This is a genomic window from Corynebacterium sp. ACRQP (assembly GCF_022345915.1).
GTDB lineage: Bacteria > Actinomycetota > Actinomycetes > Mycobacteriales > Mycobacteriaceae > Corynebacterium > Corynebacterium lehmanniae.
Genome location: NZ_JAKRMZ010000028.1, coordinates 1 through 26,418, shown reverse-complemented (window position 1 = coordinate 26,418; position 26,418 = coordinate 1). Strand labels below are relative to the sequence as shown.

Below are 26,418 nucleotides of genomic sequence, written 5' to 3'. Positions count from 1 at the left end.
TTGGCTGTATTGGGGCTGGCCGTACTGGCCCTGCTGCTGCGGGGTCGCGTACGGGTTGTACGGCTGGGCGGGCTCGCTAAACGCCGGCTGCTGCCGCTCCGGGTGCGAGAACGGTCGCTGGAACGGCTTGCCGTAGCCCGGCTGCCCGGTCTGGCCGTAGCCCCAGCCCTCGGGGGTGTGGTGGTTGTATTCGCTCATCGTGGTTGGAGTCTAGCGGGTTCGCCGGATCCGGGCCCGGTGGTGGCTGGGCGGTGGTTGGGCGGCGGCACCCGACTCTATTTCCGCCAGACCCCTAGTAAGGGACCCAGAGTATGCCCTGTTTTGGGCCATCCTCTGGGTCCCTTGATAGGGGTTTGTGGTGGGCAGGCCGAATCCCCGGAGTTTGTGGAGGGGTCTGCCGCGGTGGTCTACCGGAGGGCGTCGTAAAGCTGCGGGCGAAACCCCTAGCCCATGAGGGCTTCGAGGAGGGAGTCCTGGCAGAACGCGAGCCAGTCGATGAGGCGCTGGCGGTCCTCGCGCGCGGCCTCGCTGCCGGAGTCGTCCGCGGAGGCGTAGAGGCGCATGTCGTTGAGCGCGGCGATGAACTGGTGGGCCTCGTCCTCCTCGATGGTCACCTCGACGCCGCCGGTGGGACCGAGCGCGGTGTTGACCACCTGCAGGTTGATCAGCTTGGCCTTGATGATGTCGTTTTCGTGCAGGCTGCGAAGCAGGCCGTTGTCGCCGTCGAACTCCTCGTCGCCCTCGCGCTCGAAATTGGGCAAAAGGCGCGCCAGGCGCGGGTCCTCGGGTGCCTCGGTGTGGCCGGTAGCGACGCCGAGCATCTCCGCGAACTCGTCCTTCGGCGCGGACTGGGCACGCGCGATCAGCGCTTCCGACACGGTGGCGGTGAGGTCGCCGATGACCTCGCGCTCCATCGGGCCGAAAACGGTGGTGTATTTCGGCGTCGAGCGCATCAGTCCCTTCTTCTTACGCCACGGCTGCATCGATTCTCCCCTACCCTGCCTGCTGCATCGTGGCCCAAAGCCCCGCGGTGTGCAGCTTCTTCACGTCGGTTTCCACCTTGTCCTTCTCGCCCGAGGAGACCACGGCCTTGCCCTCGGTGTGGACCTGCATCATCAGCTCGGTGGCGCGCTTGCGGTCGTAGCCCAGCACAGTCTGGAACACGTAGGTGACGTAACTCATCAGGTTGACCGGGTCGTCCCACACGATGCACAGCCACGGCAGGTTCTCGCTCGTGGCCACGTCCACGTCGATGGCCTCGTCCAACTCCGGGGTTGCCAGCGGCGAACCCATGCGCTCCGCGCGGCTGGCCGCAGGAAAATCGGCTGAGGAAAACATGTGCACCACCTTACCTTCTCGTGCCTGGAGGGTACGCTGTCTCACCATGAACGACACTCCCACCCACTCCACCGGCACGCGCGGCTCCACCGCGTTTTTCACGGACATGTACGAGCTGACCATGCTCGACGCCGCGATCAAGGACGGCACCGCGCAGCGCGACTGCATCTTCGAGGTCTTCGGCCGCCGCATGCCCAACGAGCGCCGCTACGGCGTGGTCGCCGGCACCGAGCGGGTGCTCGACGCGATCACCAAGTTCCGCTTCACGCAGGACCAGCTGGATTCCGCCGACTTCCTCTCCCCCGAGGCGCGCGAATACCTGGAAAACTACAAGTTCTCCGGCCAGATCGACGGCTACCGCGAAGGCGAGCTGTACTTCCCGTACTCGCCGATTATGACGGTGCGCGGCACGTTCGCGGAGTGCGTGATTTTGGAGACGGTCCTTTTGTCCATCCTCAACGCCGATTCCGCTGTCGCCTCCGCGGCCTCGCGCATGGTCTCGGCCGCCGACGGGCGCCCGATCATCGAGATGGGCTCGCGCCGCACCAACGAGCAGGCCGCCGTCTCCGCCGCGCGCGCGACCTACATCGCCGGCTTCAACGCCACCTCCAACATGGAGGCCTCCCTGCGCTACGGCATCCCCGCCTCTGGCACCTCCGCCCACTCCTGGACGCTGCTGCACGTGGACGAGGACGGCAACCCGGACGAGAAGGCCGCGTTCAAGGGCCAGATCGACTCCCTCGGCGTGGACACCACGCTGTTGGTGGACACCTTCGACATCACCAAGGGCGTGGAAAACGCGCTCGAGGTTGCCGGCACCGAGCTGGGTGCGGTGCGCATCGACTCCGGCGACCTGGGCATCGTCTCTAGGCGTGTGCGCAAGCAGCTGGACGAGGCCGGGGCGTTTAACACCCGCATCATCGTCTCGTCCGACCTGGACGAGTTCGCCATCGCCGGCCTGCGCGGCGACCCGGTGGACGGCTTCGGCGTGGGCACCTCCGTGGTCACCGGCTCCGGCGCCCCCACCGCGGGCCTGGTGTACAAGCTGGTGGAGGTGGACGGCCACCCGGTGGCCAAGCGCTCCTCCGGCAAGGTCACCTACGGCGGCGGCAAGTCCGCGCTTCGCGCCTACCGCTCCTCCGGCGTGGCGGTGGGCGAGGTGATCCACCCGCTCGGCGTGGAGGTGCCGCGCAAGCAGAACCTGGAGTACCGCCAGATGACGGTGCCGCTGATCCGCGACGGCGAAATCGTGGACGGCCAGCCGGGCATTGAGGAGATCCGCGAGCTGCACGCGGCCGCCCGCAAGACGCTGCCGTGGGAGGGCCTGGCCCTGTCGCGCGGCGAGGTGGCTATCCCGACGAAGTTCGTCGGCTTCCCGGAGCCCACCGAGTAGGCCGTGTCTGCAGACGAACCGCTCACCCAGTCCACCACCGACCTGCTCGCCGCCGCGGTCGAGTCCCTCGGCGGCTCGCGCCGCCCCGGCCAGGTCAAGATGGCCGAGGCGGTGACAAAAGCCCTCGACTCGGAGCGCCACCTGGCCGTGCAGGCGGGCACGGGCACCGGTAAGTCCCTGGCCTACCTCGTCCCCGCCATCCGGCACGCCCAGGCGCACGGCACCACCGTGGTGGTGTCGACGGCGACGATCGCGTTGCAGCGGCAGCTCGTCGATAGGGATCTGCCCCGTCTGGCGGACGCGCTCGAGCCGCTGCTGCCCGAGCGCCCCACCTTTGCCATCCAAAAGGGCCGCAACAACTACGTCTGCAAGCACAAGCTGATGCTTGACGACACACCTTCGGAGTCCCTCATCGAGGAAGAGGACCTGTCCTGGCTGGGCAAGCACGTCAAACGCGTGGCCGAGTGGGCGCAGGACACCGAGACCGGTGACCGCGACGATCTAGTCCCCGGCGTGCCGGACATGGCGTGGCGGCAGGTGTCCGTGACCTCCAACGAATGCCTCGGCGCGACGCGCTGCCCGCACGGCGAGGAGTGCTTCGCGGAGCTCGCGCGCGAGCGCACCAAGGACGCGGACATCGTGGTGACCAACCACGCGCTTTTGGCTATCGACGCCCTCGCGGACGTGGCCGTGCTGCCCGAGCACGACGCCGTGATCATCGACGAGGCCCACGAGCTCGACGGCCGCATCACCTCCGTGGCCACCAACGAGATCTCCGCGCGCGCCCTGGCGATGGCGGCCCGCCGCGCCGGCAAGCTGGGCGCGGAGCGCGACACGCTCGAAGGCGTCATCGACGACTTCACCGCCGCCATCGACCTGGAGGCCCCGGGACGCTGGGAGGTCATCTCAGAACCGGCCCGCGGCGCTTTCGCCGCGCTTCGCGACGCCCTGTGGAAGACCCGCACCGCCATCTCCGACGCCCCACCCGGCGAGTCCGAAAACGACCCGGAGAAGTTCGCCGAACGCGCCAACCTGCGCAACCACTTAGAGGACCTGCACGACGCGGTGGTGCGCATCCTCGAGGTCTTCGACGAGCCGGACCCCGCCAAGCACGCGGACGTGGTGTGGCTGACCCGCTCGGAGCGCTACGGCGACTCCGTCTCGGTCGCTCCCCTGTCGGTGGCGGGCCTGTTGCACGAGCGACTGTTCGGCGAGAAGACGGTCGTGCTCACCTCCGCGACGTTGACTGTGGGCGGCAACTTCAACGCCATGGCGGCCGCCTGGGGCCTGCCGCAGGGCACCTGGGACTCGCTGGACGCCGGCACGCCGTTCGACCCGCGCAAGTCCGGCATCCTCTACACCGCGCGCCACCTGCCCACCCCGGGCCGCGACGGGCTGTCCGCGGAGACGTTAGACGAGATCGCGGAGCTGATCACCGCCGCCGGCGGGCGCACACTCGGCCTGTTCTCCTCGCGCCGCGCCGCCGAGCAGGCCGCCGAAGCCATGCGGGCGCGCCTTCCCTTCGACATCCTGCTGCAGGGCGAGGACTCCACCGGCACGCTGGTGGACACCTTCGCCAAAAACGAGAACTCCTGCCTGTTCGGCACACTCACCCTCTGGCAGGGCGTGGACGTGCCGGGCAGCGCCTGCTCGCTGGTGATCATCGACCGCATCCCCTTCCCCCGCCCCGACGATCCCCTCCTGCAGGCCCGCTCCAACGCCGCCGACGCCGCGGGCCGCTCCGGGTTCATGGAGGTCTCCGCCACGCACGCCTCCCTGCTCATGGCGCAGGGTGCGGGCAGGCTTTTGCGGTCTGTCGACGACCGCGGGGTCGTCGCCGTGCTAGACAACCGTCTGGTGACCAAACGCTACGGCTCGTTCATCCGCCGCAGCCTCCCGGCGTTCTGGGACACCACAGACGCGGAAGTCGTGCGCGGGGCGTTGCGGAGGCTCGTCGCTAAGCAATAGCGAGCGCTGTGGTGGAACCGGGCGCGACCTCCGTAAAACCGGCGTCGCGCACCGCCACCGCATCGGGGCGGGTGGCGAGCTCCGCGAACTCCTCGCGGGGCAACTCGCGCACGTCCAGCGGGAAGCCCGCCTCGGCCCACTGCTGCACCCAGGAAGTGTCGCGCGCGGCCGCGAGCAGCATCGAGGCGTGCCCGGCCTGGGACGCTGCCTTGCCCGCGGACATGTGCAGCGACGCGTCGAGCGCGATCAGAGGCACGTGCGGGTCGCGCGGGAGCACCTCCCCCGGCTCAATCTCTGTACCCTTGATCTGCAGCTTCGCAATCGCGTGCGGGACGTCTGCAACCGCCGAGGGGACGAAGGCGCGCACGTGACCGACGGTGACGCCGGGCAGCGCCTGCACGTCGTCCCACGCCTTGTTGCGGGCGCGACGGGCCACTTTGCGGATGCGGTGCGAGTACCAGGCGTCCAGAGCGTCGCGCCAAAACCCGTCCTCTCCGGCGCGCGGGTCGAGGCACACGGCCACGGCGGCGCGGGCGGCGTCTGCAAGCACCTGGTTGCGGCTGGGCGGGTCCTGTTTGGGCAGGTTGATGGCCATCTGCATCGCCTGCACCGTCTGCGGGTCGTCCGGGTCCTCGCTGCGGGCTTTGTAGTCGCCCGAGACGCGCTCTGTAAGGAGTTGGTGGGCGGCGGCGATCATCTGCTCAGTCACCGGGGTCAGGGTACTCCTCATTGCGTTGGGCCTGAAACGACGAAAACCCCCGCCGAAGCGGGGGTTCGTTCAGGAGGCCGGTGTCCGGCGACTACTTGGAGTCGCGGTGGCCGGTGTGCGCCTCGCGGCGCAGGGTTTCCACCATGTGCGGGTAGTGCAGCTCGAACGCCGGGCGCTCGGAGCGGATACGCGGCAGGGCGGTGAAGTTGTGGCGCGGCGGCGGGCAGGAGGTTGCCCACTCCAGGGAGTTGCCGTAGCCCCACGGATCGTCGACGGTGACGATCTCGCCGTAGCGCCAGGACTTGAACACGTTCCAGATGAACGGCAGGAAGCCGATGCCCAGGATGAACGCGCCAACGGTGGAGACCTGGTTCAGCAGGGTGAAGCCGTCGGTGTCCAGGTAGTCGGCGTAGCGGCGCGGCATGCCCATGTTGCCCAGCCAGTGCTGGACCAGGAAGGTCATGTTGAAGCCGACGACGGTGAACCAGAAGTGGACCTTGCCCAGCTTCTCGTCCAGCATGCGGCCGGTCATCTTCGGGAACCAGAAGTACACGCCTGCGGTGGAGGCGAACACCACGGTGCCGAACAGGGTGTAGTGGAAGTGCGCAACCACGAAGTAGGAGTCGTGCAGGTGGAAGTCCAGCGGCGGGGACGCCAGCATGATGCCAGTCAGGCCGCCGAAGAGGAAGGTGAACAGGAAGCCCGTTGCCCACAGCATCGGGGTCTCGAACGTGAGGTGGCCGTTCCACATCGTGCCCAGCCAGTTGAAGAACTTCACGCCGGTCGGGACCGAGATGAGGAAGGTCATGAAGGAGAAGAACGGCAGCAGGATCGCGCCGGTGGCGAACATGTGGTGCGCCCACACAGCCATGGACAGGCCGGCAATTGCCAGCGTTGCAAAGATCAGGCCGATGTAGCCGAAGACCGGCTTGCGGGAGAAGACCGGGACGATCTCAGAGATCACGCCGAAGAACGGCAGCGCCAGGACGTACACCTCGGGGTGGCCGAAGAACCAGAACAGGTGCTGCCACAGGATCGTGCCGCCGTTGGCGGTGTCGTAGATGTGGCCGCCCAGCAGACGGTCGTAGAGCACACCCATCGCCGCAGCGGTCAGCAGCGGGAAGATCATCAGGGCGATGATGGAGGTGACGAAGATGGTCCAGGTGAACGCCGGCAGACGGAACATGGTCATGCCCGGCGCACGCATCGTCAGCACGGTGGTGAGCATGTTCACCGCGGAGGCGATGGTGCCCACACCGGTGGCGCCCACGCCGACAACCCACAGGTTGGCGGAGACGGACGGGGTGTGCACAGCGTCAGCCAGCGGCATATACATGGTCCAACCGAAGTCGGCCGCGCCACCCGGGGTGACGAAACCGAGGAGCATGGCGACAACGCCGACGGTGGTCACCCAGAAGCCGAACGCGTTCAGACGCGGGAAGGCCACGTCCGGCGCGCCGATCTGCAGCGGCAGCACGTAGTTGGCGAAGCCCCAGACGATCGGGGTACCGAACGCCAGCAGCATCACGGTGCCGTGCATGGTGAACAGCTGGTTGAACTGCTCGTTGGACAGGAACTGCAGGCCCGGGCTGAACAGCTCGGTGCGGATAAGCAGTGCCATCAGGCCGGCCACGAAGAACCAGACGAAGGACATGATGATGTACATGATGCCCAGTTCTTTGTGGTCAGTCGTGGTGAGTTGCTTGTAAATCTTCGAGCCCTTACGAGCGTTGCCCGTCGGCTCGGGGCGTGTCGGCGGGACGTAATTATCCAGCCGCGGTGCCACAGCGGTCATCTGATCCTCCTGACTACGGCACCTACACCCCGTCCAGCTCACGCCAGAATGGGCACAGATGCCACGAGTGATACCGGATCAGCATAACGTTCTGCACATTGATTTTCCAGCCTCCCGCAATGCTGCCCCCGTGCGGGGTCAGCGCCGGCGACGGCCAGTCCGGGCTGTTACTGGTGAGGCGCAAGGGACCTAGACGGGAGGCAAGAAAAATCCCCGGCTCGCAAGCGCGAACCGGGGACCACCGAAGGTGCGTCGTAAAGCTTGTGCTTAGAAGTCCCAGTCGTCGTCCTGGGTGTCCTCCGCGCGGCCGATGACGTAGGAGGAGCCGGAGCCGGAGAAGAAGTCGTGGTTCTCGTCCGCGTTCGGCGACAGCGACGCCAGGATCGCCGGCGACACCTTCGTCTCATCCACCGGGAACAGGCCCTCGTAGCCGAGGTTGTTCAGCGCCTTGTTGGCGTTGTAGCGCAGGAAGCGTTTCACGTCCTCGGTCCAGCCGAGCGCGTCGTAGATGTCCTCGGTGTACTGGTTCTCGTTCTCGTAGAGGTCGTAGAGCAGCTCGAAGGCGTAGTCCTTCAGCTCCTCCTTGCGCTCCTCGGACTCGTTTCGCAGCGCCACCTGGTACTTGTAGCCGATGTAGTAGCCGTGCACCGCCTCGTCGCGGATGATCAGGCGGATGATGTCCGCGGTGTTGGTCAGCTTGGAGTGCACCGACCAGTTCAGCGGCAGATAAAAGCCCGAGTAGAACAGGAAGGACTCCAGCATCACGGAGGCGATCTTGCGCTTGAGCGGATCGTCGCCCTCGTAGTAGCTCAGGATGATCTTCGCCTTGCGCTGCAGGTACTCGTTTTCCTCGGACCAGCGGAACGCGTCGTTAATTGCGGGCGTGTCCGCCAGCGTCATGAAGATGTTGGAGTAGGACTTCGCGTGCACCGACTCCATGAAGGCAATGTTGGTCAGCACCGCCTCCTCGTGGAGGGAGTTCGCGTCCGGCAGCAGCGAGACCGCGCCGACGGTGCCCTGGATGGTGTCCAGCAGCGTCAGGCCGGTGAACACGCGCATGGTGGCCTGCTTTTCCTCGTCGTTGAGGGTGTTCCAGCTCGGGATGTCGTTGGACACCGGGATCTTCTCCGGGAGCCAGAAGTTGCCGGTCAGGCGATCCCACACTTCAAGGTCCTTGTCGTCCGGAACGCTGTTCCAGTTAATAGCCTTCACGGGCTTGTCGTGGGACTCGAGGTAACGCGCGTAATCGTCAGTCATGGCGACCATCCTACTTCGGTGTCAACCGGCTCGGGCGACGTCCTGCTCCCCGTGCGCGGACTGCCCACACGCAATGCATTAATGCTCTGTCCGCATGACATAAACTACTCGCAGATTGCTGCAATACATCATCTTTTTAAGGAGGTCGCGCCGTGACTACAAGCGGTCATCGGTCCTCTCAACCCCTGCTTTCCTCGATTCTGGACACGCTCGGCGAAGACATCGTCTCGGGCCGGCAGCCGGAGGGGCACACGTTCACGCTCCACGACTTGTCGGAGCGCTTCGGCATCTCCCGCACCGTGGCACGTGAGGCGATGCGCGCACTGGAGCAACTGGGGTTGGTCTCCTCCTCGCGCCGCGTGGGTTTGAAAGTGCTGCCGCAAAGCGAGTGGAACGTCTTCGACCACTCCATCATTTCCTGGCGGCTGCGCAGCGAGGAGCAACGTCCGGCGCAGTTGGCGTCGCTGCGGGAGCTTCGCGACGCCATCGAGCCAGCCGCCGCCCGCCTAGCCGCCACCAACACGTCCCGCGAGCAGGCGCGCCGGCTGTGCCAGCTGGCGGACCAGATTGTGGAGCTGGCAGGACAAGACGCCGGCAACTCCGAGGCGTTCCAGGAAGCGGACCTGGAGTTCCACGGCCTGATGCTCGAGGCGTCCGGCAACGAGATGTTCGTGGCGCTGACCCCGCCGATCATGGACATCATGTCCGGCCGCGCGCTCTACGGCATCATGCCGGACGACCCGCACGTGGACACCATGCAGATCCACGTGGATCTCGCGCAGGCCATTTCCTCCGGCGACGCGGATGCAGCAGAAGATGCTTCTCGACGTCTCCTCCGCGGCGTCAACGATTTCATGGAGATGTAACTCTCCCCGCGCCTTGCAAACGAAAACCGCTGACGTGCTAGTTGCCCAAAAACGGAACTAGCACGTCAGCGGTTTTCGTCGAGAAGCACGCTCACCTACAGCATGCAGGAGACGCAGCCCTCGATCTCGGTGCCTTCCAGCGCCATCTGCCGCAGGCGGATGTAGTACAGGGTCTTGACACCCTTCTTCCACGCGTAGATCTGCGCGCGGTTGATGTCGCGGGTGGTCACCGTGTCCTTGAAGAACAGGGTCAACGACAGGCCCTGGTCGACGTACTTCGTGGCCACCGCGTAGGTGTCGATGATCTTCTCGTAGCCGATCTCGTAGGCGTCCTTGAAGTAGTCGATGTTCTCGTTGTCCATGTGCGGCGCCGGGTAGTAGACGCGGCCGATCTTGCCTTCCTTACGGATCTCAATCTTGGAGGCGATCGGGTGGATCGAGGACGTGGAGTTGTTGATGTAGGAGATCGAGCCGGTCGGCGGCACCGCCTGCAGGTAGCGGTTGTAGATGCCGTCGCGGGCGACGTCCTCCTTCAGCTGCGCCCACTCCTCCGCCGTCGGTACGGCAATGTCGGAGTTGGCGAACAGCTCCTTGACCTTATCGGTCTTCGGCTGGAAGTCCGCCGGGTCGTAGCGGTCGAAGAATTCGCCGGTGGCGTACTCGGACTTGGCAAAGTCCGCGAACGCGGTGCCCTTCTCCACTGCGATCTTGTGGGAGGCGCGCAGGCACTGGTACATCACGGCGGCGAAGTAGGCGTTGGTGAAGTCCAGGCCTTCCTCGGAGCCGTACTCGATGTGCTCGCGGCCGAGGTAGCCGTGCAGGTTCATCTGCCCCAGGCCGATGGCGTGGGAGGCGTCGTTGCCGTCGCGCACCGGCGGCACGGAGTCGATGGAGGTCTTGTCCGCCACGGCGGTCAGCGCGCGGATGGCGGACTCGACGGTGCGGGCGAAGTTGTCGGAGTCCATGGCCATCGCGATGTTCAGCGAGCCGAGGTTGCAGGAAATGTCGTGGCCGGTCTCGGCGTAGGTCAGGTCGTCGTTGAGCACGGACGGCGAGTTGACCTGGAGGATCTCCGAGCACAGGTTGGACATGTTGATGCGGCCGGTTTTCACCGGGTTCGCGCGGTTGGCCGTGTCCTCGAACATGATGTACGGGTAGCCGGATTCGAACTGGATCTCGGCGATGGTCTGGAAGAACGCGCGCGCGGAGATCTTGGACTTGCGGATGCGCGGGTCCTCCACCATCTCCTCGTACTTCTCGGTCACGGAGATGTCCGCGAACGGCACGCCGTAGACGCGCTCGACGTCGTACGGGGAGAACAGGTACATGTCGTCGTTGCGCTTGGCCAGCTCGAAGGTGATGTCCGGGATGACGATGCCGAGCGAGAGGGTCTTGATGCGGATCTTCTCGTCCGCGTTCTCGCGCTTGGTGTCCAAGAAGCGCATGATGTCCGGGTGGTGTGCGTTGAGGTACACCGCGCCGGCGCCCTGGCGCGCGCCGAGCTGGTTGGCGTAGGAGAAGGAGTCTTCCAAAAGCTTCATCACGGGGATGACGCCGGAGGACTGATTCTCGATGTGCTTGATCGGCGCGCCGGACTCGCGGATGTTGCTCAGCAGCAGCGCGACGCCGCCGCCGCGCTTGGACAGCTGCAGCGAGGAGTTGATGGCGCGGCCGATGGACTCCATGTTGTCCTCGATGCGCAGCAGGAAGCAGGACACCAGCTCGCCGCGCTGCGCCTTTCCGGCGTTCAAGAACGTCGGGGTGGCTGGCTGGAAGCGGCCGGTCATGATTTCGTCCACGAGCGCGAATGCGAGCTCCTCGTTGCCGTCGGCGAGGAAGAGCGCCGTCATGGCCACGCGGTCTTCGAAGCGCTCGAGGTAGCGGCGTCCGTCGAAGGTTTTCAGCGTGTAGGAGGTGTAGTACTTGTACGCGCCGAGGAAGGACTTGAAGCGGAACTTGTAGGAGTACGCGCGCTTGAACGTGTCCTTAATAAAGGTCCAGTCGTACTTCTCAATGGTGTCAGGCTCGTAGTACTTGTTGGTGACCAGGTAGTCGATCTTTTCTTCCAGGTCGTGGAAGTAGACGGTGTTCTGGTTGACGTGCTGGAGGAAGAACTGGTTGGCGGCCTCGCGGTCCTTGTCAAACTGGATCTGGCCGTTTTCGTCGTAGAGGTTCAAAAGCGCGTTGAGCGCGTGGTAATCCAGCTGGTCGCTTGTATTGACCGGCTCCGGGACATTCTTACCGACAGTCTGGGTAGTCACATCGCGTCCTTCATCGTGTTCTTGAGTATTTACCGGCGTATTTTTCACGCAGTTTTGCCAAGCGCTCGGATTCGTCCGGAGCATCTTGCCTATCGACGACCTCCGGTCCCCCACGCAGCCCCAACCTTCCAGCGTTCTGGATCAGTTGGCGGCGCACGTGCGCAACGTCCTCGGCCAAGCCCATGAGCTCGAACCGGTACAAGTACGGGACCTTACACTTGTCGGCGATAACCTTCCCGGCAAGGCAGTAATCTGCCCCGAAGTTGGAATTGCCTGCGGCGATGACACCCCGGATCAGGCTCCGGTTGCCTTCGTTGTTGAGGAAGCGGATCACTTGCCCCGGCACCGGCCGCGAGTTGCCGCCGCTCACGCTCGCCCCGCCGCCGTATGTGGGGCAGATGAGCACGTACGGCTCGTCGACGGTGAGTTCCGGGTCGCTCCTGCGCAACGGGATGCGCTGGGACGGGAGGCCAAGCTTCTCCACAAACCGCTTCGTGTTTTCCGTCGCGGAAGAGAAGTAGACCACCAGCATGGACGCCGCCTTTCTTCGTGTTGAGTTTTAGTTGTTCGGCGCCGCCCGCTCTATCCCCGCGCTGCGGCGGGGTGGACCGCCGACTTAGGCAGCCGCTGCGAGGCCCTTGATGCGGTCCGGGCGGAAGCCGGACCAGTGCTCGCCGTTCGCCTCCACGACCGGCGCCTGCACGTAGCCGAGGGCCATGACGTAGTCGCGGGCCTCCTCGTCCATGGAGATGTCGACCGTGGTGAACTCAAGGCCGGCCTTGGTCAGGGCCTTCTCGGTCGCCTTGCACTGCATGCAGGCCGGCTTGCTGTAAACGGTGATCGACATAGTTCTTCAGGCTCTTTCTGTGCGGGTCTTCGACTGGGATTCGACAGGGAATCGACGGGGCTTTCTCGCTTCCCCGGATCCCCCGGGGCAACACCAAGAGACACTATACCTTGGGGGAAACTTCGGCAACTGCTACTACATGTAGTAGTTACACGGGTGGTATTCCCAGGATAGGGCCAGCAAATCACCTACATGTAGTTAAAACATGGACAGCTATCTGCTCCCACGGGTGTAATTTGGCGGAAATTAGATTCGGCCGGAGGTGTCGTCGCAAAGCAAAAAGCCCCGCCACCAAACGGTGACGGGGCAGGATTCGCGCTTAGCCCTGGCGAGCCTTGAAGCGGGGATCCTTCTTGTTGATCACGTAAACCTTGCCGTGGCGACGCACAACCTGGGCGCCCGGCTTGTTCTTCAGCGACCGAAGCGACTTGCGGACCTTCATCGGGCGCTCCTTTCTGCTCGGATTACCTGCAATTAGCGACCTACGGCGGGCTGCCGGGTCGCAACACGGGGGTAAATGTTACACATCGGACGCGCTGAATCAAAACCTCCTACCATGAGCGCCATGCAGTCAGACATCATCGCCGCCCTCGGCGTGGCACCGACCATCGACCCGGACACCGAAATCACCCGGCGTGTGCAGTTCCTGGTGGACTACCTGGACGCCACCGGCGCGAAGGGATACGTGCTGGGCATCTCCGGCGGGCAGGACTCCACGCTCGCCGGGCGCCTGGCGCAGCTGGCGGTGGAGCAGCGTCGCGCGGACGGCAACGACGCGACGTTCGTGGCGGTGCGGCTGCCCCACGGCGTGCAGGCCGACGAGGACGACGCGCAGCTGGCCCTGCAGTTCATTCAGCCCGACGAGACGGTCACGGTGGACATTGAGCCAGCCACCACCGCCATGGCGGGTGCTGTGGCGGACGCGCTAAAAGCGGGCAGTCTCGGCGACTTCAACAAGGGCAACGTCAAGGCGCGCATGCGCATGATCGCCCAGTACGCCATCGCCGGCGAGCGCGGCCTGCTGGTGGTGGGCACGGACCACGCGGCGGAGAACGTCACCGGGTTCTTCACCAAACACGGCGACGGCGCCGCGGACCTCGTGCCGCTGGCCGGGCTGAACAAGCGCCAGGGCGCGGCGCTGCTGGACCACCTGGACGCGAATCCCCGCCTGTGGGAGAAGGTCCCCACCGCAGACCTAGAGGAAGACCGCCCCGCGCTTCCCGACGAAGACGCGCTCGGCATCACCTACGCCCACATCGACGACTACCTGGAGGGCAAACAGATCCCACAAGAGGCCGCCGAGCGCCTCGAGCACCTGTGGCGCATCGGCCAGCACAAGCGCCACCTGCCCCCGGGCCCGAACGACACCTGGTGGCGCTAGAGCAGGTCGCGGAGGTCCGCCATCACTCGTACCAGGCGGTCCTCACCGCGCTCCTCCTCGAGCCAATCCTCCAGAGTGAAGTCGAGCTGGATGGGTTCCCAGTCCACTTCGAAGGGTTTGCCCCTCTGCTCCAGGAGCCCGAGTTCCTCGAGCCTGTCTAGCGATTTTTCTGCATTCCCCATCTGAATCTCCTCCTTTATTGCCTACTGTCTACCACGCGCAGGGTCTCCTCCGCCGCGCGCACGAGCGCGGAGCCGTAGGACGGTCCGTGCGTCCACGCGTGCACGGCCAGCGGGTGCAGCTGGTGCACCGCGATGCGCCGCTGCCAGTCGCGGCCCAGCTCGCTGCCGGCGTCCAGATACCCGTCCACAATCGCGCTGTAATGCGGCGCGCCGAACAGCTCGAGCATCGCGATGTCGGTCAGCGGGTGCCCGCCGTGCGCCGCCGGGTCAATGAACCGCGGGCCGTCCGACCCGAACAGCAGGTTGCCCGCCCACAGGTCGCCGTGGATGCGCGCCAGCGGGGCATCCTCGTCTTCTTCAAGCAGCGCATCGCATGCTTGCTTGACGACGTCCATGCCGCCGCCCCCGAGATTCCCCGCCTTCAGCGCCTTTTCGGCGAATGGCAGCACCCGCTGCTGAACGTAGAACTCGGCCCAGCGCTCGGTGGGCTCGCACGCCTGCTGGCGGGTGCCGATAAAGTTGGGGCCGTCCCACCCGTCCGCGGGCGCGCCGAACGCGGCGGCGCCCATGGCGTGGATGGCGGCCAGCTCCCGGCCGGCCTGACGGGCGGCGTCCACGGTCGGGCGGGCCGGATCCACCTTTTCGATGGTCAGCGTGTTCGCGTCCTCGTCCAAGTCGAGCACCTCCACCACCGCGGCGGAGCCCTCACGCAGCCAGCGCAGGTACGCGGCCTCCGCGGCCGCCGCTCCCGGCGCGCTGCCGTGCTTGACAAACGAGTCAGACATCGATGCCCTCCATTCGTAGTAGGAAACGTTTGGCCTCTACCCCGCCACGGTAGCCGCCGAGTTGGCCGTCGGAGCGCAGCACCCGGTGGCACGGGATGAACAGCGGCAGCGGGTTGGTCGCGCACGCGCTGCCCACCGCGCGCACCGCTTTGGGGTTGCCCACCGCGCGTGCGATCTGCGCATACGTGGTGGTCTCCCCGAACGGGACTTTCGCCAGCTCCCGTAGCACCGCCGCACGGAACTCAGTCACGCCTGACAAGTCCAGCAGGACAGTGAATTCCCGGCGCGTACCGGCAAAGTATTCGGCCAGTTCTTGGGTGACCAGGGGGCTCACCGGAGGTTCGTCGATAGGCAGCGGCTCCCCCTCGAAGCACACGCGGGTGAGACCGCGCCCGCTCGCGGCGAAACGCAACGGCCCGACCGGTGAGGAAAACATGCAGCTCAGAGTAGCTCGCAACCATGATGATTGCGCTACACTCCTGGCCATGCACAGGAGACTCACAACCGTCCTCGCCTGCGCTGCGGCCATGACCTTGGCCGCCTGCGGCAGCTCATCCGACACCATCGCCGGCACCAGCCCCGCCATCGCCTCCGCGGTGTGCGACGGCGACGACGGCTGCGAATCCGACATGCGCCAGCTCAGCCACAAGCTCGACGCGTCGGACGACACGGACGGCGACGGCATCATCGACCGCGAGGAGCTCGACGCCGCCTTGGAACGCCTGGACAAGGAAGCCGAGGAGAAGGAGGCAGCCGCTTCTTCGTCCGCGGCCGCTGCGTCTTCGTCTGCTGCGGCTGCCTCCTCCTCTGCCGCCGCAGCGTCGAAGTCCGCGGAGGCCGAGCGCGAAGCGGAACGCAAGGCAGCGGAACGCGAGGCCGCCGAACGAGAAGCGGCTGAGCGCGAGGCGGAAGCTCAGCGCGCGGCCGAGCGTGAGGCGGCGAACCAACAACAGCAGCAACAGCAACAAGCCCCCGAACCCGCGCCCCAGCAGCAAGCACCCCAGCAACCCTCCGGCCCGCCGGCCATGGAGTGGGCCACCTTGGGCCCCTACGGCAGCCTGTTCACGTGCGAGCAGGCGCGCGACGTGTGGCCCGTCGATTCGCACGCCTGCTACACTGGCGCTGACGGCAACGCCTACTTCGAAGGCATGCGCCAAGCCGCCCAGTAACGCATACAAACAAAAAACTGCCCGGCCGAACAGCCGGGCAGTTTTGCTTTTGGTGGAGCTAACGGGATTCGAACCCGTGACCCCCACACTGCCAGTGTGGTGCGCTACCAACTGCGCCATAGCCCCGTATGGCAGCTGTGCCACCATAGGAATATGTAGTTGTGGAGTGGAGCTAACGGGATTCGAACCCGTGACCCCCACACTGCCAGTGTGGTGCGCTACCAACTGCGCCATAGCCCCTTGGATAACTCACGTAAATATACAGCCGGGCGCGCGGGCCTCCAAATCCCCAGCGGGAACGTGAAACCGCCCCACCCCGGGACCGGAGTGAGGCGGTGAAAACGCTCGCGGAACGCGTTTTACATCTGGGACAGGGTCTGCGGCCAGTCGTCGCGCTTGCCCTCGATGTCCTCGATGTCCTTGCCGTCGACCAGGACGCGCGGGGTCCACGCCTCGCCGGTGTTGTCCTCCTGGTACTTCATGTTGTCTGCACCCATACGCTTGGCGGTCTCGATGAACTTGCCGTCGCGGATGTCCTGGATTGCCGCGTCGGAAGCCTCGTAGTCCTTAGCCATGTCCGCGAAACCGTCGTTGTCGTACTTGTTGTACACGGTCTGCTGGTTCTGGAACAGGTAGTCGCGGATGGTGAACGCCTGGGCCAGATCGCCGTTGGCGAACAGCGCAAGCTCTGCGGCGAGCGCCTTGGTGGAGTGGCCCTCCTCGCCCTTGTCCAGGGCGGTCATCGGGCGCAGGTCCACGTTGATCTCGCCAGCCTTGAGCTTCTCAATCATCGCTTCGTCGCTGGCGATGTGCAGGTCCGCACAGTGGGTGCAGGAGAAGTCCTCGAACAGCTCGGCGGTCTTGGCGTCGGCGTTGCTGCCGGTGAGGTGGATGATGTCTTCATCCTCGTTCCAGGCGACGTTGATGCCTTCGACGTCGATCATCCCCTCCTTGATGGCGGCGCTGCGGTTTTCGCGGCCGTTGAAGACGATCAAGCCGATCACCACAAGGGCGATAGCGAGTACGGCGAGGACTGCCCAGATGAAGGCGGTGTTGCCCTTCTTGTTCGGGTTTTCCACTTTGCGTGTGGTCACAGTTATCTCCTGTTGTGCGTGCCTGGCGGCATGGCGGGTACAGATTTACCCGCACAAGTTTAGGGGTAGATAGCGAACTTCTTAAACGGACGCCACATCATGAAGCCGGTAATGGCGATGTAGGCCACGTCGCGCGCGACGGTAACAAGCAGGTTGGTCTCGCCCTCCCCCGCCGCGGACGGGTCGAAGCAGCCGCAGTCGATGACCAGGCCGCGCTGCCAGGCGGACAGCATGCCGATGATGAACAGCGTCAGCACGATGATGGACACCTTGCCGGACCAGCGCAGCTTGATGCCCAGAAGCAGCAGCAGGCCACCAGCCACTTCGAGCGGGCCGATGATGTGCGCCAGCAGGTAGGACCAGTCGGGGGTGAAGATCTCGTATGCCTCGATGGTCTTGGTCACGTCGAGGGGGACGCCGAGTTTCGCGATGCCGGCGTCCAGCCACACGTACGCCATGTAAAACCGCGCGAGTGCGGACAGTACGTCCAGCACCAGCGTCTTCGTGTTGCGCTCGGGCGCGGGGGTTGTCGTTGTGCTCACAGGTCGTACGTTACTCCATTAGTCGCCCAAAACTTCAGAAACGAGCGCCTGCGCTTCCTCTTGCACCTGCTGCAAGTGCGCGTCGCCCTTGAATGATTCGGCGTAGATCTTGTACTTGTCCTCGGTGCCAGACGGGCGCGCGGCGAACCACGCGTTTTCGGTGGTCACCTTCAGCCCGCCGATGGCGGCGCCGTTGCCAGGAGCATCAGTCAGCTTTGCGACGATAGCTTCGCCCGCCAACGTATCCGCCGACACCTGGTCAGCCGAAAGCGCCTTGAGCTTGGCTTTCTCCTCGCGGCCGGCCGGGGCGTCGATACGCGCGTAGGCCGGGGATCCGTACTCGGCCTCGAGCTCCGCGTAGCGCGCGGAGGGGGTCTTGCCGGTCACGGCGGTGATCTCCGCGGCAAGCAGGTCCATGATCAGCCCGTCCTTGTCGGTGGACCAGACGGTGCCGTCTTTGCGCAAGAACGAGGCACCTGCGGATTCTTCGCCGCCGAAGCCGATCGTGCCGTCGATGAGCCCTGGCACGAACCACTTGAAGCCGACGGGCACCTCCACCAGCTCGCGGCCGAGCGATGCGACGACGCGGTCGATCATGGAGGACGACACCAGGGTCTTGCCCACCGCGGTGCTGTCAGCCCAGCCGTCGCGGTGGCTGAACAGGTACTCGATGGCCACGGCCAGGTAGTGGTTCGGGTTCATCAGGCCCGCGTCGGGGGTGACGATACCGTGGCGGTCCGCGTCCGCGTCGTTGCCAGTGGCCAGGTCGAACTTGTCGCGGTTGTGCACCAGCGACGCCATGGAGTTCGGGCTGGAGCAATCCATGCGGATCTGGCCGTCGGTGTCCAAGGTCATAAACCGCCAGGTGGCGTCGACGTGCGGGTTGACCACCTCGAGGTTCAGCCCGTAACGCTCGCCGATGGCACCCCAGTAGTCCACGCTCGCCCCGCCCATCGGGTCGGCGCCGATGTGTAGGCCGGACGCCTTGATCGCGTCCATGTCCACCACGTTGCCCAGGTCGGCAACGTAATGGTCGAGGTAGTCGAACTTCCCGGCGCGCTCGTCCAGCACGCCGCTGACGGGGGTGCGCTTCACGCCGTCAAGGCCTGCGGCGATGTACTCGTTGGCGCGCTTGGCAATCCAGTCCGTGGCCTCCGCCGGGGCGGGGCCTCCGGTGGGCGGGTTGTACTTGAAGCCGCCGTCGCGCGGCGGGTTGTGCGACGGGGTGACCACGATGCCGTCGGCCTTGCCGCCTTTGTGGGTCAGGATGGCGTGGGAGACGGCTGGGGTGGGCGTGTAGCGGCCGGAGGCGTCGACAAGCACTTGCACCCCGCCTGCGATGAGCACCTCGAGCGCGGAGACCATAGCCGGCTCGGACAGGGCGTGGGTGTCGCGGCCGATGTAGACCGGCCCGTCGATGCCCTCGCCGCGGCGGTAGTCCACGATCGCCTGCGTGGTGGCCAGGATGTGCGCCTCGTTGAACGCGTTGTCCAGGGAGGAGCCGCGGTGGCCGGAGGTGCCGAACGCGACCTGCTGGTCCGGGTTGTCCGGGTCGATGTCGCGGGTGTAGTAGGCGGTGACCACCTCGGCGATGTCGATGAGGTCGTCCTCGCGGGCGGGCTGGCCGGCGCGTTCGTGTGCCATGGGAATGCTCCTTGTGTCTCAGACAGAGTCCTTCCCACCATCATTGCCCGTGAATGTATTTCCCGCCACCTATATATTATTCACCGCGCCGTATGTTTTACTACTCGGCATGGCTGACACCTTGAACGACATCCTCAGTGCTATCTCCACCTTCGTCTGGGGACCGTTCCTGCTCATCCCCCTGCTGCTGGGCACCGGCCTGTTCCTGACCATCCGCCTGCGCGGCATCCAGTTCCGCACCCTCGGCCGCGCCACACGCCACGCGTTCGTGGACAAGCCCGAGGAAGGCGCCGGCGACATCTCCAACTACCAGGCGCTGACCACCGCCCTGGCCGCCACGGTGGGCACCGGCAACATCGTCGGCGTGGCCACCGCGATCTCCATCGGCGGGCCCGGCGCGCTGTTCTGGATCTGGCTCACCGGCATCGTCGGCATGGCCTCGAAGTACTCCGAGGCCTACCTGGGCGTGCGTTTCCGCACCACCGACAAGAAGGGCAAGCAGCAGGGCGGGCCGCACGAGTACCTGCGCACCGGTGTCGGCGGCCGCTTCGGCAAATTCCTCGCAGCGGCGTTTACCCTGTTCACCATCTTCGCCTCCTTCGGCATCGGCAACCTCGCCCAGGGCAACTCGATCGCCGCGGGCATGAACGACGCCTTCGGCATCAGCGCCAACGTCGCCGGCGTGATCATCTTCTTCGCCGTCGGCGCGGCCGTGCTCGGCGGCATCGAGGGCATCGGCAAGATCACCGCGGCGTTCGTGCCGCTGATGATCGTCATTTACGTCGGCGGCGGCATCACCGCGCTGGCGCTCATGGCAGACCGGGTGCCGGAAGCCATTGTCACGATTTTCACCGACGCGTTCACCGGCACCGCGGCCACCGGCGGTTTCGTCGGCTCGGGCATCATGCTGGCCATCCAGTTCGGTGTGGCCCGCGGCATCTTCTCCAACGAGTCCGGCATGGGCTCCGCCGCAATCGCTGCCGCGGCCGCGAAGACGCAGCACCCGGCGCGCCAGGCGCTGGTGTCCATGACCCAGACGTTCATTGACACCATCCTCGTGGTCACCATCACCGGCCTGGTCATCGTCACCGCCGGCACCTGGGACATGGGCCGCGACCAGGCCGCGATCATGACCGCCACCGCCTTCGAGACGGCCCTGCCCGGCGAGTGGGGCAGCCTGATCGTCTCCGTCGCGCTGATCTTCTTCGCGTTTTCCACCATCCTGGGCTGGTCCTATTACGGCGAGCGCGCCATCGTTGCGCTGTTCGGCGACTGGGCGTCGATCCCCTACCGCATGTTCTTCACCGCCCTGTCGTTTGTCGGCGCGGTGGCGTCGCTGGAGCTGGCGTGGACGTTCTCCGACCTGTCCAACGGGCTGATGGCCATCCCGAACCTGATCGGCCTGCTGCTTTTGTCCGGCATCGTGGTGCGCGAGACCCGCGAGTACCTCGCCTGGGACCCGTACCTGAAGAAGACCCCGGAGGAGGTCGCGGAGTTCGTGGAACGCCAGCAGATGGACTGGAGATAGACTCCCAGCCGTGGACACATTCCGGACAGCACTCACGGTTGGCCTCGGCGCGGGCCTTGGGGCCGTGCTCAGGCATCTTGTTGTGCTCTATGGCGCCGCCCCCGGCACCACCGCGGCGCTCGCGCTGACCTTCGCCGTCAACATCGCCGGCTGCTTCGCCATGGGCCTGTACAAGCCGGGTCCGTTGTGGGGCGCGGGCTTCCTCGGCGGCTTCACCACCTTCTCCGCGGTTTCGGTGGCGGCGATGCAGTCGGATGCGATCGTCGCGCTGGTCATCGTCGCACTCAGCTTTGCGACGTCTATAGTTGCCTACCTTCTCGGCCACACCCTCCGGGAGGGCCGCCATGGCTAGCTGGCTCGGATTGGCACTCACCCTCGCCGTGGTGTTCGCCGGCGGAATGCTCGGCGGCATGTCCCGGTTCGCGCTGACGAAACTGATCGGCAACGCCCACGCCGCCACCTTCGCCGCCAACACGGTGGCTTGCACCGTCGCAGGCTTCGCCGTCGCCACCCCGGCGCCGTGGCAGATCGCGCTCGGCGCCGGGTTCGCCGGTGCGCTGTCCACCTGGTCCACCTTCGCCCGCGAGCTCAGCGACCTGATCACCGCCGGGCAGCACCGTCAGGCCCTGCGCTACGCCCTGCGCACCGCGGTGCTGGGCATCGCCGCCGCCTGGTTCGGCATGCACTGGGGCCTGCGGGCCTTCGGCGGCTAGGGCGTTAGAGTGGGAAATGTGCAGTTCAACGACCTCACAACCGGCCTTTCCGTGGCGCTGGGCGCGGGACTTGGAGCTGTCGCACGCTACCTCGTGCTGATCTGGGTCAACCCCACCACGCCCGAAGCGCTCGCGCTAACCGTGACCTCCGCAGTGAACCTCGTCGCCTGCTTCGCCATGGGCCTATTCCAACCCGGCCCGTTCTGGGGCGTGGGCTTCCTCGGCGGGTTTTCCACCCTCTCCGCGATCTCCCTGACCGCGGTGTCGGATTCTCCGGTGTGGGCCGGATTCATCATCGTGCTCAGCCTCACCACCGCCACCCTGGCCTGGATGGCCGGCGACGCCACCCGGGGGCGTCGGCATGGCTGACCTGCTGCCACTGCTCATCGGGGTTGCGGCCGTGTTCATCGGCGGCATGCTAGGTGGGTTTGCCCGCTGGCTGCTCATGCGCCAGATCCGCAGCCCGCTTGCGTCCACGTTCGCGGCGAACGTCTCGGCCGCCGCAGTCATCGGTTTTGCGGCGGCTGCGCCGGGCGTGTGGCGCATCGGCATCGGCGTCGGCTTTGCCGGGGCGTTGTCCACCCTGTCCATGCTCGCGCGCCAGCTCGGCGAGATGGTCGAAAGCGGCGAGTTCGTCCTCGCCGTGAAATACGGGGTGGGCACCGCCCTCGCCGCCATCGCCGCCTCCGCGGTCGGCGTGTACGGCTTCGGGTAAGCCCCCTACTCCGCGATCGCGTCCAGCGGCGGCGTCTTCGCGGCCCTTCCCGCCGGCCACACCGCGGCCAGTAGCCCAACTAGGAACGACCCTGCGAGGACGGTGAGGATGAGCTGCCACGGGACGATAATCGTCGTCAAGCCTTTGGCCTCAAGGACGGTGAGGAACGCCCACCCCAAACCGAGCCCCAACAGCACGCCGAGGACGGCGCCGTAGACCGTCATCTGCACCGACTCCAGCGTGATCATCGTGCGGACCTGGCGGCGCTGCGTGCCCACCGCACGCAGCATGCCGATCTCTTGGCGGCGCTCAATCACCGACAGCGTCAGCGTGTTCACGATGCCCAGCACCGCGATCACCACCGCCAGCGACAACAGCGCGTACAGGATAAACAGCATCTGGTCGATCATGGCGGAGACCTCGCCCGCCATGTCCTGCGTGGAGCGGACCTGCACCACGATGTCGTGGCGCACCTCTTCCTCGAGGTTGGCGCGCAGCTGGGCCTCGTCCACCGTGCCGTCGTTGTTCACGCCCACCATGAGGACGCGCCCGGTCCCCCGCGCGCCGGTGGCCACGGCCGCCTCGTCGGAGACAACGAAGGACTGCAAGATATTCGACGGCTCGAAGGTCCCGCCCAGGGTCGCCTCCACCGACTCGCCGGTGGGCCCCGCGACGGGGAGGGTGTCGCCGACGCGCCAGCCGTGCTCCTGTGCCAAAGGCGCCGGCGCGATGATGGTGTTGCCGTCCAGGCTGGAACTGCCCTCCACCATGTCCAGGGTGATCAGGTCCGCCGGGTCGCCCTGCAGCACGTCGGTGACACCAAAGCCGCCGAGCTGGTAGCCAAACTGCCCGTCCACGGTGATCGGCGCCTGGGTGTACGCGGCCGTCTCGCCGGCGCCGTCCACCGCATCCAAGCGCTCCGGCAGGTCCTCCGGCAGCGGGAACACCCCGTTCTGCGGGCCGGAGAGCACGAAGTCCGCGGACACCTCGCTAGAGGCGACGTCGTCCACCGAGCGCTTCATCGACGCGCCCAGCATGCCGATCACCGTCACCAGTGCAATGCCCAGCATCAGCGCAAACGCCGTGGTGGCGGTGCGGCGCGGGTTACGGCGCGTGTTCGTGGACGCAAGCCTGCCCACCGCACCGAACGGCAGCCCAATCACCCGGCCCAGCGGCGGCACCACCGGCAGGCTCAGCGCAGGGCCGGCCAGGAACAGGCCAGTGATCGCGGCCAGTGCCGCCACGCCCACCAGGCCCGCGCGGCGGCCGGTCGCGCCGTCGTCCCAGCCCATCGCGTACACCGCCGCCGCGACACCCGCGGCCACCAGGACCAGGCCCGCGATAGTGCGCCAGCGCATCGGCTGCGGGGTGGCGGCCTCGCTGGAGCGCATCGCTTCCACAGGCTTGACCTGCCCCGCCTTGCGAGCCGGCGCCAGCGCCGACAACACCGTCACCAGCGTGCCCACCACCAGCGGCACCACCACCGCGCGGGTGGACAAGCCCGTGCCCGCGTCCGGCAGCGGCATGCCGTAGCGCGCCATCGCCACCCGGATCAGCGCCACCAGCCCCACGCCGCCGGCCACGCCGAGCGCAGAGCCGATGAGTCCCACCAGCGCGGACTCGAACGCCACCGAGCGGGTGATCTGCCCGCGCGACGCCCCCAACGAGCGCAGCAGCGCAAACTCGCGGGTGCGCTGCGCCACGATCATGGAGAACGTGTTCGCAATGAGGAACGTCCCCACCAACAGCCCAACCAGGCCGAACGCGACGAGGAAGTAGCTGACAAAGCTCAAGCCCTCGCGGATCTGTTGCGACATCTCCTCGGCCACATCCGCGCCTGCGCGGACCTCCAACTCCGGAAACTGCGCCTTCAGCCTATCGGCGACCCCAGCTCCCCCATCCACCGTCACCGCCGGCACCGACGCGCCATCCCGGTACACGTCGAGATATGCCTGCTCCCCCACACGCATCACCAGCGACGTCTCCTGCGCCAGCGGGTCCTCGTACAGCCCCGTGACGGTGAACTCGTTGCGCCCGTCCTTGTCCACCACGATGAGCTTCTCGCCCATCGCGATGCCGTACTTCTGCGCGCCGTTCGCGTTGACGGCGATGTCGCCGGTGGCGGTGGGAGCGGAGCCGTCGATAAGCACAGGTGCCCTCCCCACAGCCTCACCCTCGCTGTAGAAAGGCAGGAGGCGGGAGGTCCCGAGCTGCGTCTGAATCGCAATTTCATCTTGCCTAGCGACGACCACAGGTTCATCCACGAACACATTCACCCGATCGACGCCCTCGGTCTCTTTGACGGCGTTGAACGTGTCCATGTCGATGCTGCCCTCGGTCGGGCGCACCACCGCGTCCACGTCCTCCAGCGCCGTATCGACGGCCGAATCGAACGTGGCAGACAGCATGTTCGTGAACATCAGCGCACCAGACAGGAACGCCGTGCCCAGCACCACCGCAAGCACCGTCAGCGCGAGCCGCAGCTTGTGCGCCGCGACGTTGCGCAGCGACACCTTCGTCAACGTGTTGGCCATCTAGTCCTCCATGCCAGCCATGACGCGGAGGATGGCATCCATGTCCGGATCGCGCATCTCGTCGACGATATTGCCGTCGCGCAGAAACACCACGCGGTCAGCGTAGGAGGCGGCGCGGGCGTCATGCGTGACAATGACCACCGTCTGCCCGTCCTTGTCCACCGCCGTGCGGAGAATGTCCAGGACTTCCTTCGAGGCGTTGGAGTCCAAGTTGCCCGTGGGCTCGTCACCGAAGATCAGCTCCGGGCGGCTCACCAGCGCGCGGGCGCACGCGACGCGCTGCTGCTGACCTCCCGACAGCTCCGCCGGGCGGTGATCCAGGCGCTTGGATAGCCCGAGGCGGTCGGTGACCTCGTTGAACCATTGGGGGTCCACCTTGCCGCCCGCGATGTTCGTTGGCAGCGTGATGTTCTCCGCGGCCGTGAGGGTGGGGACCAGGTTGAAGGACTGAAAGATGAATCCGAGACGGTCGCGCCGCAGCGCCGTGAGCTGCTTGTCGTTGAGCTGGGACAGGTCCGTCTCGCCGATGTAAGCTTCGCCGCCCGTAGCAGAGTCCAGCCCCGCCATGACGTGCATGAGCGTGGACTTTCCCGACCCGGACGGGCCCATAATCGCCGTGAACTCGTTGCGGCCGAACTCCACACTGACGCCGTCAAGCGCCCTGACCTCGGTGTCGCCCTTCCCGTACGTCTTGATCAGGCCTACCGCCCGGGCGGCCGCGGCCCTGGTTGCCGGGCCTGGTGCTGCCGGGTCTGGTGTTGCCCCAAGGATCTCGCCCTTCTCAGCCATTGAGGTCCGCCTTCCTATCCGTTCACTCTTTCGGGACTATACGCACCCAATGGTCGAGGCCGGATTGTCAGGCACAATGAACCAGCAAGTGCGTTGGCGTGGCTGTTGTGCACGAATCGACAGCGCATCCGCGTTTGCCCAGGCGGATTTTGGGTGGGCGGGGCTGTTTTGTCGATTTGTACAATTCGTGGGTGTGCACCAATGATGGGTGTGGGTGTGGTTGTCCGCAATGCGGAGTCCGCAATGGCGCCGGCAGCCTGGGGGTGGTCTCGTAGAAGTTGACGAGCGGCCGGTTTTCACCCTGCGTTTCTCCAGGTTGCAAAACGCTGTTGTCAGCTTTTGCGAAACCCCGCCTACCGGACGGCAGGTCCGTTGGTGTCCACCCATTGTTGGCGGCGCCGCCGTTGTCCGCAATGCGGAGGTTGGCGCCAATGATGGGTGCCGGTGTGTTGTCCGCAACGTGGTCTCCGCGGGGATGTTTCGTGGGTGTGCACCAATGATGGGTGCGGGTGTGGTTGTCCGCAATGCGTAAGTCCGCAAGCGTTAGAGGGCGACGAGGAGGCCATGCGGGGCACCGGTTGTGCACGAATCGACGGCGATGTTGCGTTTCCCCAGGTCGGTTTTGCGTCGGTGGGGGTGTTGTGTTGATTCGTACAATCCGTGGGTGCACACCAATTGTTGGTGGGGGTGGGGTTGTCCGCAATGCGGACACCCGCAAGCAGCCGCCAGCAGGCGTTGGTATACGAAAAGGCACCCGCCGCAAGCAGGTGCTTGTGGCGGGTGCTTGGTGTGAAGTTGTTGGGTCGGCGGTAACCTACTCTCCCACTCCCTCCCGGGGGCAGTACCATCGGCGCGGGCGGGCTTAGCTTCCGGGTTCGGAATGGGACCGGGCGTTTCCCCGCCGCCAT

At 65.9% G+C, this 26,418-nt stretch carries 27 protein-coding genes, 2 tRNA genes and 1 rRNA gene; 10 read left to right on the top strand and 20 right to left on the bottom strand.

The genetic code is table 11. The features are described 5' to 3' along the window. Positions 1–443 precede the first annotated feature (443 nt). Complete coding sequence (locus MHY23_RS10525; protein ID WP_181888990.1) at positions 444–983, bottom strand: DUF2017 domain-containing protein; 540 nt, start codon at positions 981–983, stop codon at positions 444–446. Positions 984–993: 10 nt separating this feature from the next. After that, entirely contained in the window at positions 994–1,338 is a 345-nt protein-coding gene (gene clpS, locus MHY23_RS10520; RefSeq protein WP_239307514.1) for an ATP-dependent Clp protease adapter ClpS, read from the bottom strand. 46 nt (positions 1,339–1,384) lie between these two features. On the opposite strand from clpS, the gene MHY23_RS10515 reads away from it, so the two are divergent. Continuing rightward, positions 1,385–2,731 carry a nicotinate phosphoribosyltransferase gene (locus tag MHY23_RS10515; protein ID WP_239307513.1) on the top strand — a complete coding sequence of 449 codons (1,347 nt, stop codon included), beginning with the start codon at positions 1,385–1,387 and terminating at the stop codon, positions 2,729–2,731. Positions 2,732–2,734: 3 nt separating this feature from the next. Then, on the top strand, positions 2,735–4,699 hold the full coding sequence (locus tag MHY23_RS10510) for an ATP-dependent DNA helicase (protein WP_239307512.1): 1,965 nt from the start codon (positions 2,735–2,737) through the stop codon (positions 4,697–4,699). On the opposite strand, the gene MHY23_RS10505 is transcribed toward MHY23_RS10510, so the two are convergent. From MHY23_RS10505 to nrdF, 3 genes are all read right to left on the bottom strand, one after another. Then, positions 4,689–5,396: a peptidyl-tRNA hydrolase gene (locus MHY23_RS10505; RefSeq protein ID WP_239307523.1), complete on the bottom strand. Its 708-nt coding sequence runs from the start codon at positions 5,394–5,396 to the stop codon at positions 4,689–4,691. The genes MHY23_RS10510 and MHY23_RS10505 overlap by 11 nt on opposite strands. Before the next feature lie 103 nt (positions 5,397–5,499). Then, positions 5,500–7,203 carry a cytochrome c oxidase subunit I gene (ctaD, locus tag MHY23_RS10500; protein WP_239307511.1) on the bottom strand — a complete coding sequence of 568 codons (1,704 nt, stop codon included), beginning with the start codon at positions 7,201–7,203 and terminating at the stop codon, positions 5,500–5,502. 267 nt (positions 7,204–7,470) lie between these two features. Continuing rightward, positions 7,471–8,460, bottom strand: a complete 990-nt coding sequence (gene nrdF / locus MHY23_RS10495) for a class 1b ribonucleoside-diphosphate reductase subunit beta (protein ID WP_181888994.1) — start codon at positions 8,458–8,460, stop codon at positions 7,471–7,473. A 152-nt stretch (positions 8,461–8,612) separates the two neighbouring features. Between nrdF and MHY23_RS10490 the strand changes: the two genes are divergently transcribed. After that, the gene (locus MHY23_RS10490; protein ID WP_239307510.1) at positions 8,613–9,326 is read left to right on the top strand and encodes a FadR/GntR family transcriptional regulator; all 714 of its coding nucleotides are present in this window, start codon (positions 8,613–8,615) and stop codon (positions 9,324–9,326) included. A 95-nt stretch (positions 9,327–9,421) separates the two neighbouring features. On the opposite strand, the gene nrdE is transcribed toward MHY23_RS10490, so the two are convergent. The 4 genes from nrdE to ykgO all read right to left on the bottom strand — a co-directional run bounded on the left by nrdE (position 9,422) and on the right by ykgO (position 12,876). Beyond that, positions 9,422–11,587, bottom strand: a complete 2,166-nt coding sequence (gene nrdE / locus MHY23_RS10485; RefSeq protein WP_239307509.1) for a class 1b ribonucleoside-diphosphate reductase subunit alpha — start codon at positions 11,585–11,587, stop codon at positions 9,422–9,424. Positions 11,588–11,597: 10 nt separating this feature from the next. Beyond that, positions 11,598–12,119, bottom strand: a complete 522-nt coding sequence (gene nrdI / locus MHY23_RS10480; protein WP_239307508.1) for a class Ib ribonucleoside-diphosphate reductase assembly flavoprotein NrdI — start codon at positions 12,117–12,119, stop codon at positions 11,598–11,600. A gap of 84 nt (positions 12,120–12,203) precedes the next feature. Further along, positions 12,204–12,434: a glutaredoxin-like protein NrdH gene (gene nrdH, locus MHY23_RS10475; RefSeq protein WP_070475768.1), complete on the bottom strand. Its 231-nt coding sequence runs from the start codon at positions 12,432–12,434 to the stop codon at positions 12,204–12,206. A 319-nt stretch (positions 12,435–12,753) separates the two neighbouring features. Continuing rightward, positions 12,754–12,876 carry a type B 50S ribosomal protein L36 gene (ykgO, locus tag MHY23_RS10470; protein WP_005288826.1) on the bottom strand — a complete coding sequence of 41 codons (123 nt, stop codon included), beginning with the start codon at positions 12,874–12,876 and terminating at the stop codon, positions 12,754–12,756. Positions 12,877–12,990: 114 nt separating this feature from the next. Here ykgO and nadE point away from each other — a divergent pair, with 114 nt between their 5' ends. Beyond that, positions 12,991–13,815, top strand: coding sequence for an ammonia-dependent NAD(+) synthetase (gene nadE, locus MHY23_RS10465; RefSeq protein ID WP_239307507.1), 825 nt, complete (start codon positions 12,991–12,993; stop codon positions 13,813–13,815). On the opposite strand, the gene MHY23_RS10460 is transcribed toward nadE, so the two are convergent. The 3 genes from MHY23_RS10460 to MHY23_RS10450 are packed head-to-tail and all read right to left on the bottom strand — an operon-like array spanning position 13,812 to position 15,218. Further along, entirely contained in the window at positions 13,812–13,997 is a 186-nt protein-coding gene (locus MHY23_RS10460; RefSeq protein WP_239307506.1) for a hypothetical protein, read from the bottom strand. The genes nadE and MHY23_RS10460 overlap by 4 nt on opposite strands. A gap of 14 nt (positions 13,998–14,011) precedes the next feature. Next, the gene (locus MHY23_RS10455) at positions 14,012–14,782 is read right to left on the bottom strand and encodes a fructosamine kinase family protein (protein WP_239307505.1); all 771 of its coding nucleotides are present in this window, start codon (positions 14,780–14,782) and stop codon (positions 14,012–14,014) included. Further along, a complete protein-coding gene (locus MHY23_RS10450; protein WP_239307504.1) occupies positions 14,775–15,218 on the bottom strand; it encodes a methylated-DNA--[protein]-cysteine S-methyltransferase in 444 nt (147 codons plus the stop codon). The genes MHY23_RS10455 and MHY23_RS10450 overlap by 8 nt, the downstream gene beginning before the upstream one ends. A 49-nt stretch (positions 15,219–15,267) precedes the next feature. Between MHY23_RS10450 and MHY23_RS10445 the strand changes: the two genes are divergently transcribed. Beyond that, positions 15,268–15,951, top strand: a complete 684-nt coding sequence (locus MHY23_RS10445; RefSeq protein ID WP_239307503.1) for a hypothetical protein — start codon at positions 15,268–15,270, stop codon at positions 15,949–15,951. 50 nt (positions 15,952–16,001) lie between these two features. Here the strand turns inward: MHY23_RS10445 and MHY23_RS10440 are convergent. The 5 genes from MHY23_RS10440 to pgm form a co-directional block, all read right to left on the bottom strand. Next, positions 16,002–16,077: transfer RNA gene (locus MHY23_RS10440), tRNA-Ala, on the bottom strand. A gap of 41 nt (positions 16,078–16,118) precedes the next feature. Next, positions 16,119–16,191 (bottom strand) — tRNA-Ala (locus MHY23_RS10435). Positions 16,192–16,310: 119 nt separating this feature from the next. After that, a complete protein-coding gene (locus MHY23_RS10430; RefSeq protein WP_181889003.1) occupies positions 16,311–17,045 on the bottom strand; it encodes a thioredoxin domain-containing protein in 735 nt (244 codons plus the stop codon). Between the two features lie 59 nt (positions 17,046–17,104). Further along, on the bottom strand, positions 17,105–17,587 hold the full coding sequence (locus MHY23_RS10425) for a MauE/DoxX family redox-associated membrane protein (protein WP_239307502.1): 483 nt from the start codon (positions 17,585–17,587) through the stop codon (positions 17,105–17,107). A gap of 18 nt (positions 17,588–17,605) precedes the next feature. Beyond that, positions 17,606–19,231 (bottom strand): phosphoglucomutase (alpha-D-glucose-1,6-bisphosphate-dependent), encoded by a 1,626-nt coding sequence (gene pgm / locus MHY23_RS10420; RefSeq protein ID WP_239307501.1) that lies wholly within the window; start codon positions 19,229–19,231, stop codon positions 17,606–17,608. Between the two features lie 109 nt (positions 19,232–19,340). Between pgm and MHY23_RS10415 the strand changes: the two genes are divergently transcribed. From MHY23_RS10415 to MHY23_RS10395, 5 genes are read left to right on the top strand one after another with little or no spacing between them, the layout of a single operon-like run. Next, the gene (locus MHY23_RS10415) at positions 19,341–20,759 is read left to right on the top strand and encodes a sodium:alanine symporter family protein (protein ID WP_239307500.1); all 1,419 of its coding nucleotides are present in this window, start codon (positions 19,341–19,343) and stop codon (positions 20,757–20,759) included. Positions 20,760–20,769: 10 nt separating this feature from the next. Further along, positions 20,770–21,111 (top strand): CrcB family protein, encoded by a 342-nt coding sequence (locus MHY23_RS10410; RefSeq protein WP_239307499.1) that lies wholly within the window; start codon positions 20,770–20,772, stop codon positions 21,109–21,111. Further along, a complete protein-coding gene (locus MHY23_RS10405) occupies positions 21,104–21,472 on the top strand; it encodes a CrcB family protein (protein WP_239307498.1) in 369 nt (122 codons plus the stop codon). The genes MHY23_RS10410 and MHY23_RS10405 overlap by 8 nt, the downstream gene beginning before the upstream one ends. A gap of 18 nt (positions 21,473–21,490) precedes the next feature. Next, entirely contained in the window at positions 21,491–21,841 is a 351-nt protein-coding gene (locus MHY23_RS10400; RefSeq protein ID WP_239307497.1) for a CrcB family protein, read from the top strand. Next, positions 21,834–22,187, top strand: a complete 354-nt coding sequence (locus MHY23_RS10395) for a CrcB family protein (protein WP_239307496.1) — start codon at positions 21,834–21,836, stop codon at positions 22,185–22,187. The genes MHY23_RS10400 and MHY23_RS10395 overlap by 8 nt, the downstream gene beginning before the upstream one ends. A gap of 5 nt (positions 22,188–22,192) precedes the next feature. On the opposite strand, the gene MHY23_RS10390 is transcribed toward MHY23_RS10395, so the two are convergent. The 3 genes from MHY23_RS10390 to rrf form a co-directional block, all read right to left on the bottom strand. Next, the gene (locus MHY23_RS10390; protein ID WP_239307495.1) at positions 22,193–24,721 is read right to left on the bottom strand and encodes an ABC transporter permease; all 2,529 of its coding nucleotides are present in this window, start codon (positions 24,719–24,721) and stop codon (positions 22,193–22,195) included. Next, positions 24,722–25,510, bottom strand: coding sequence for an ABC transporter ATP-binding protein (locus MHY23_RS10385; protein ID WP_239307494.1), 789 nt, complete (start codon positions 25,508–25,510; stop codon positions 24,722–24,724). Between the two features lie 801 nt (positions 25,511–26,311). Beyond that, positions 26,312–26,418: ribosomal RNA gene (gene rrf / locus MHY23_RS10380) — 5S ribosomal RNA — on the bottom strand; the annotation flags it as partial.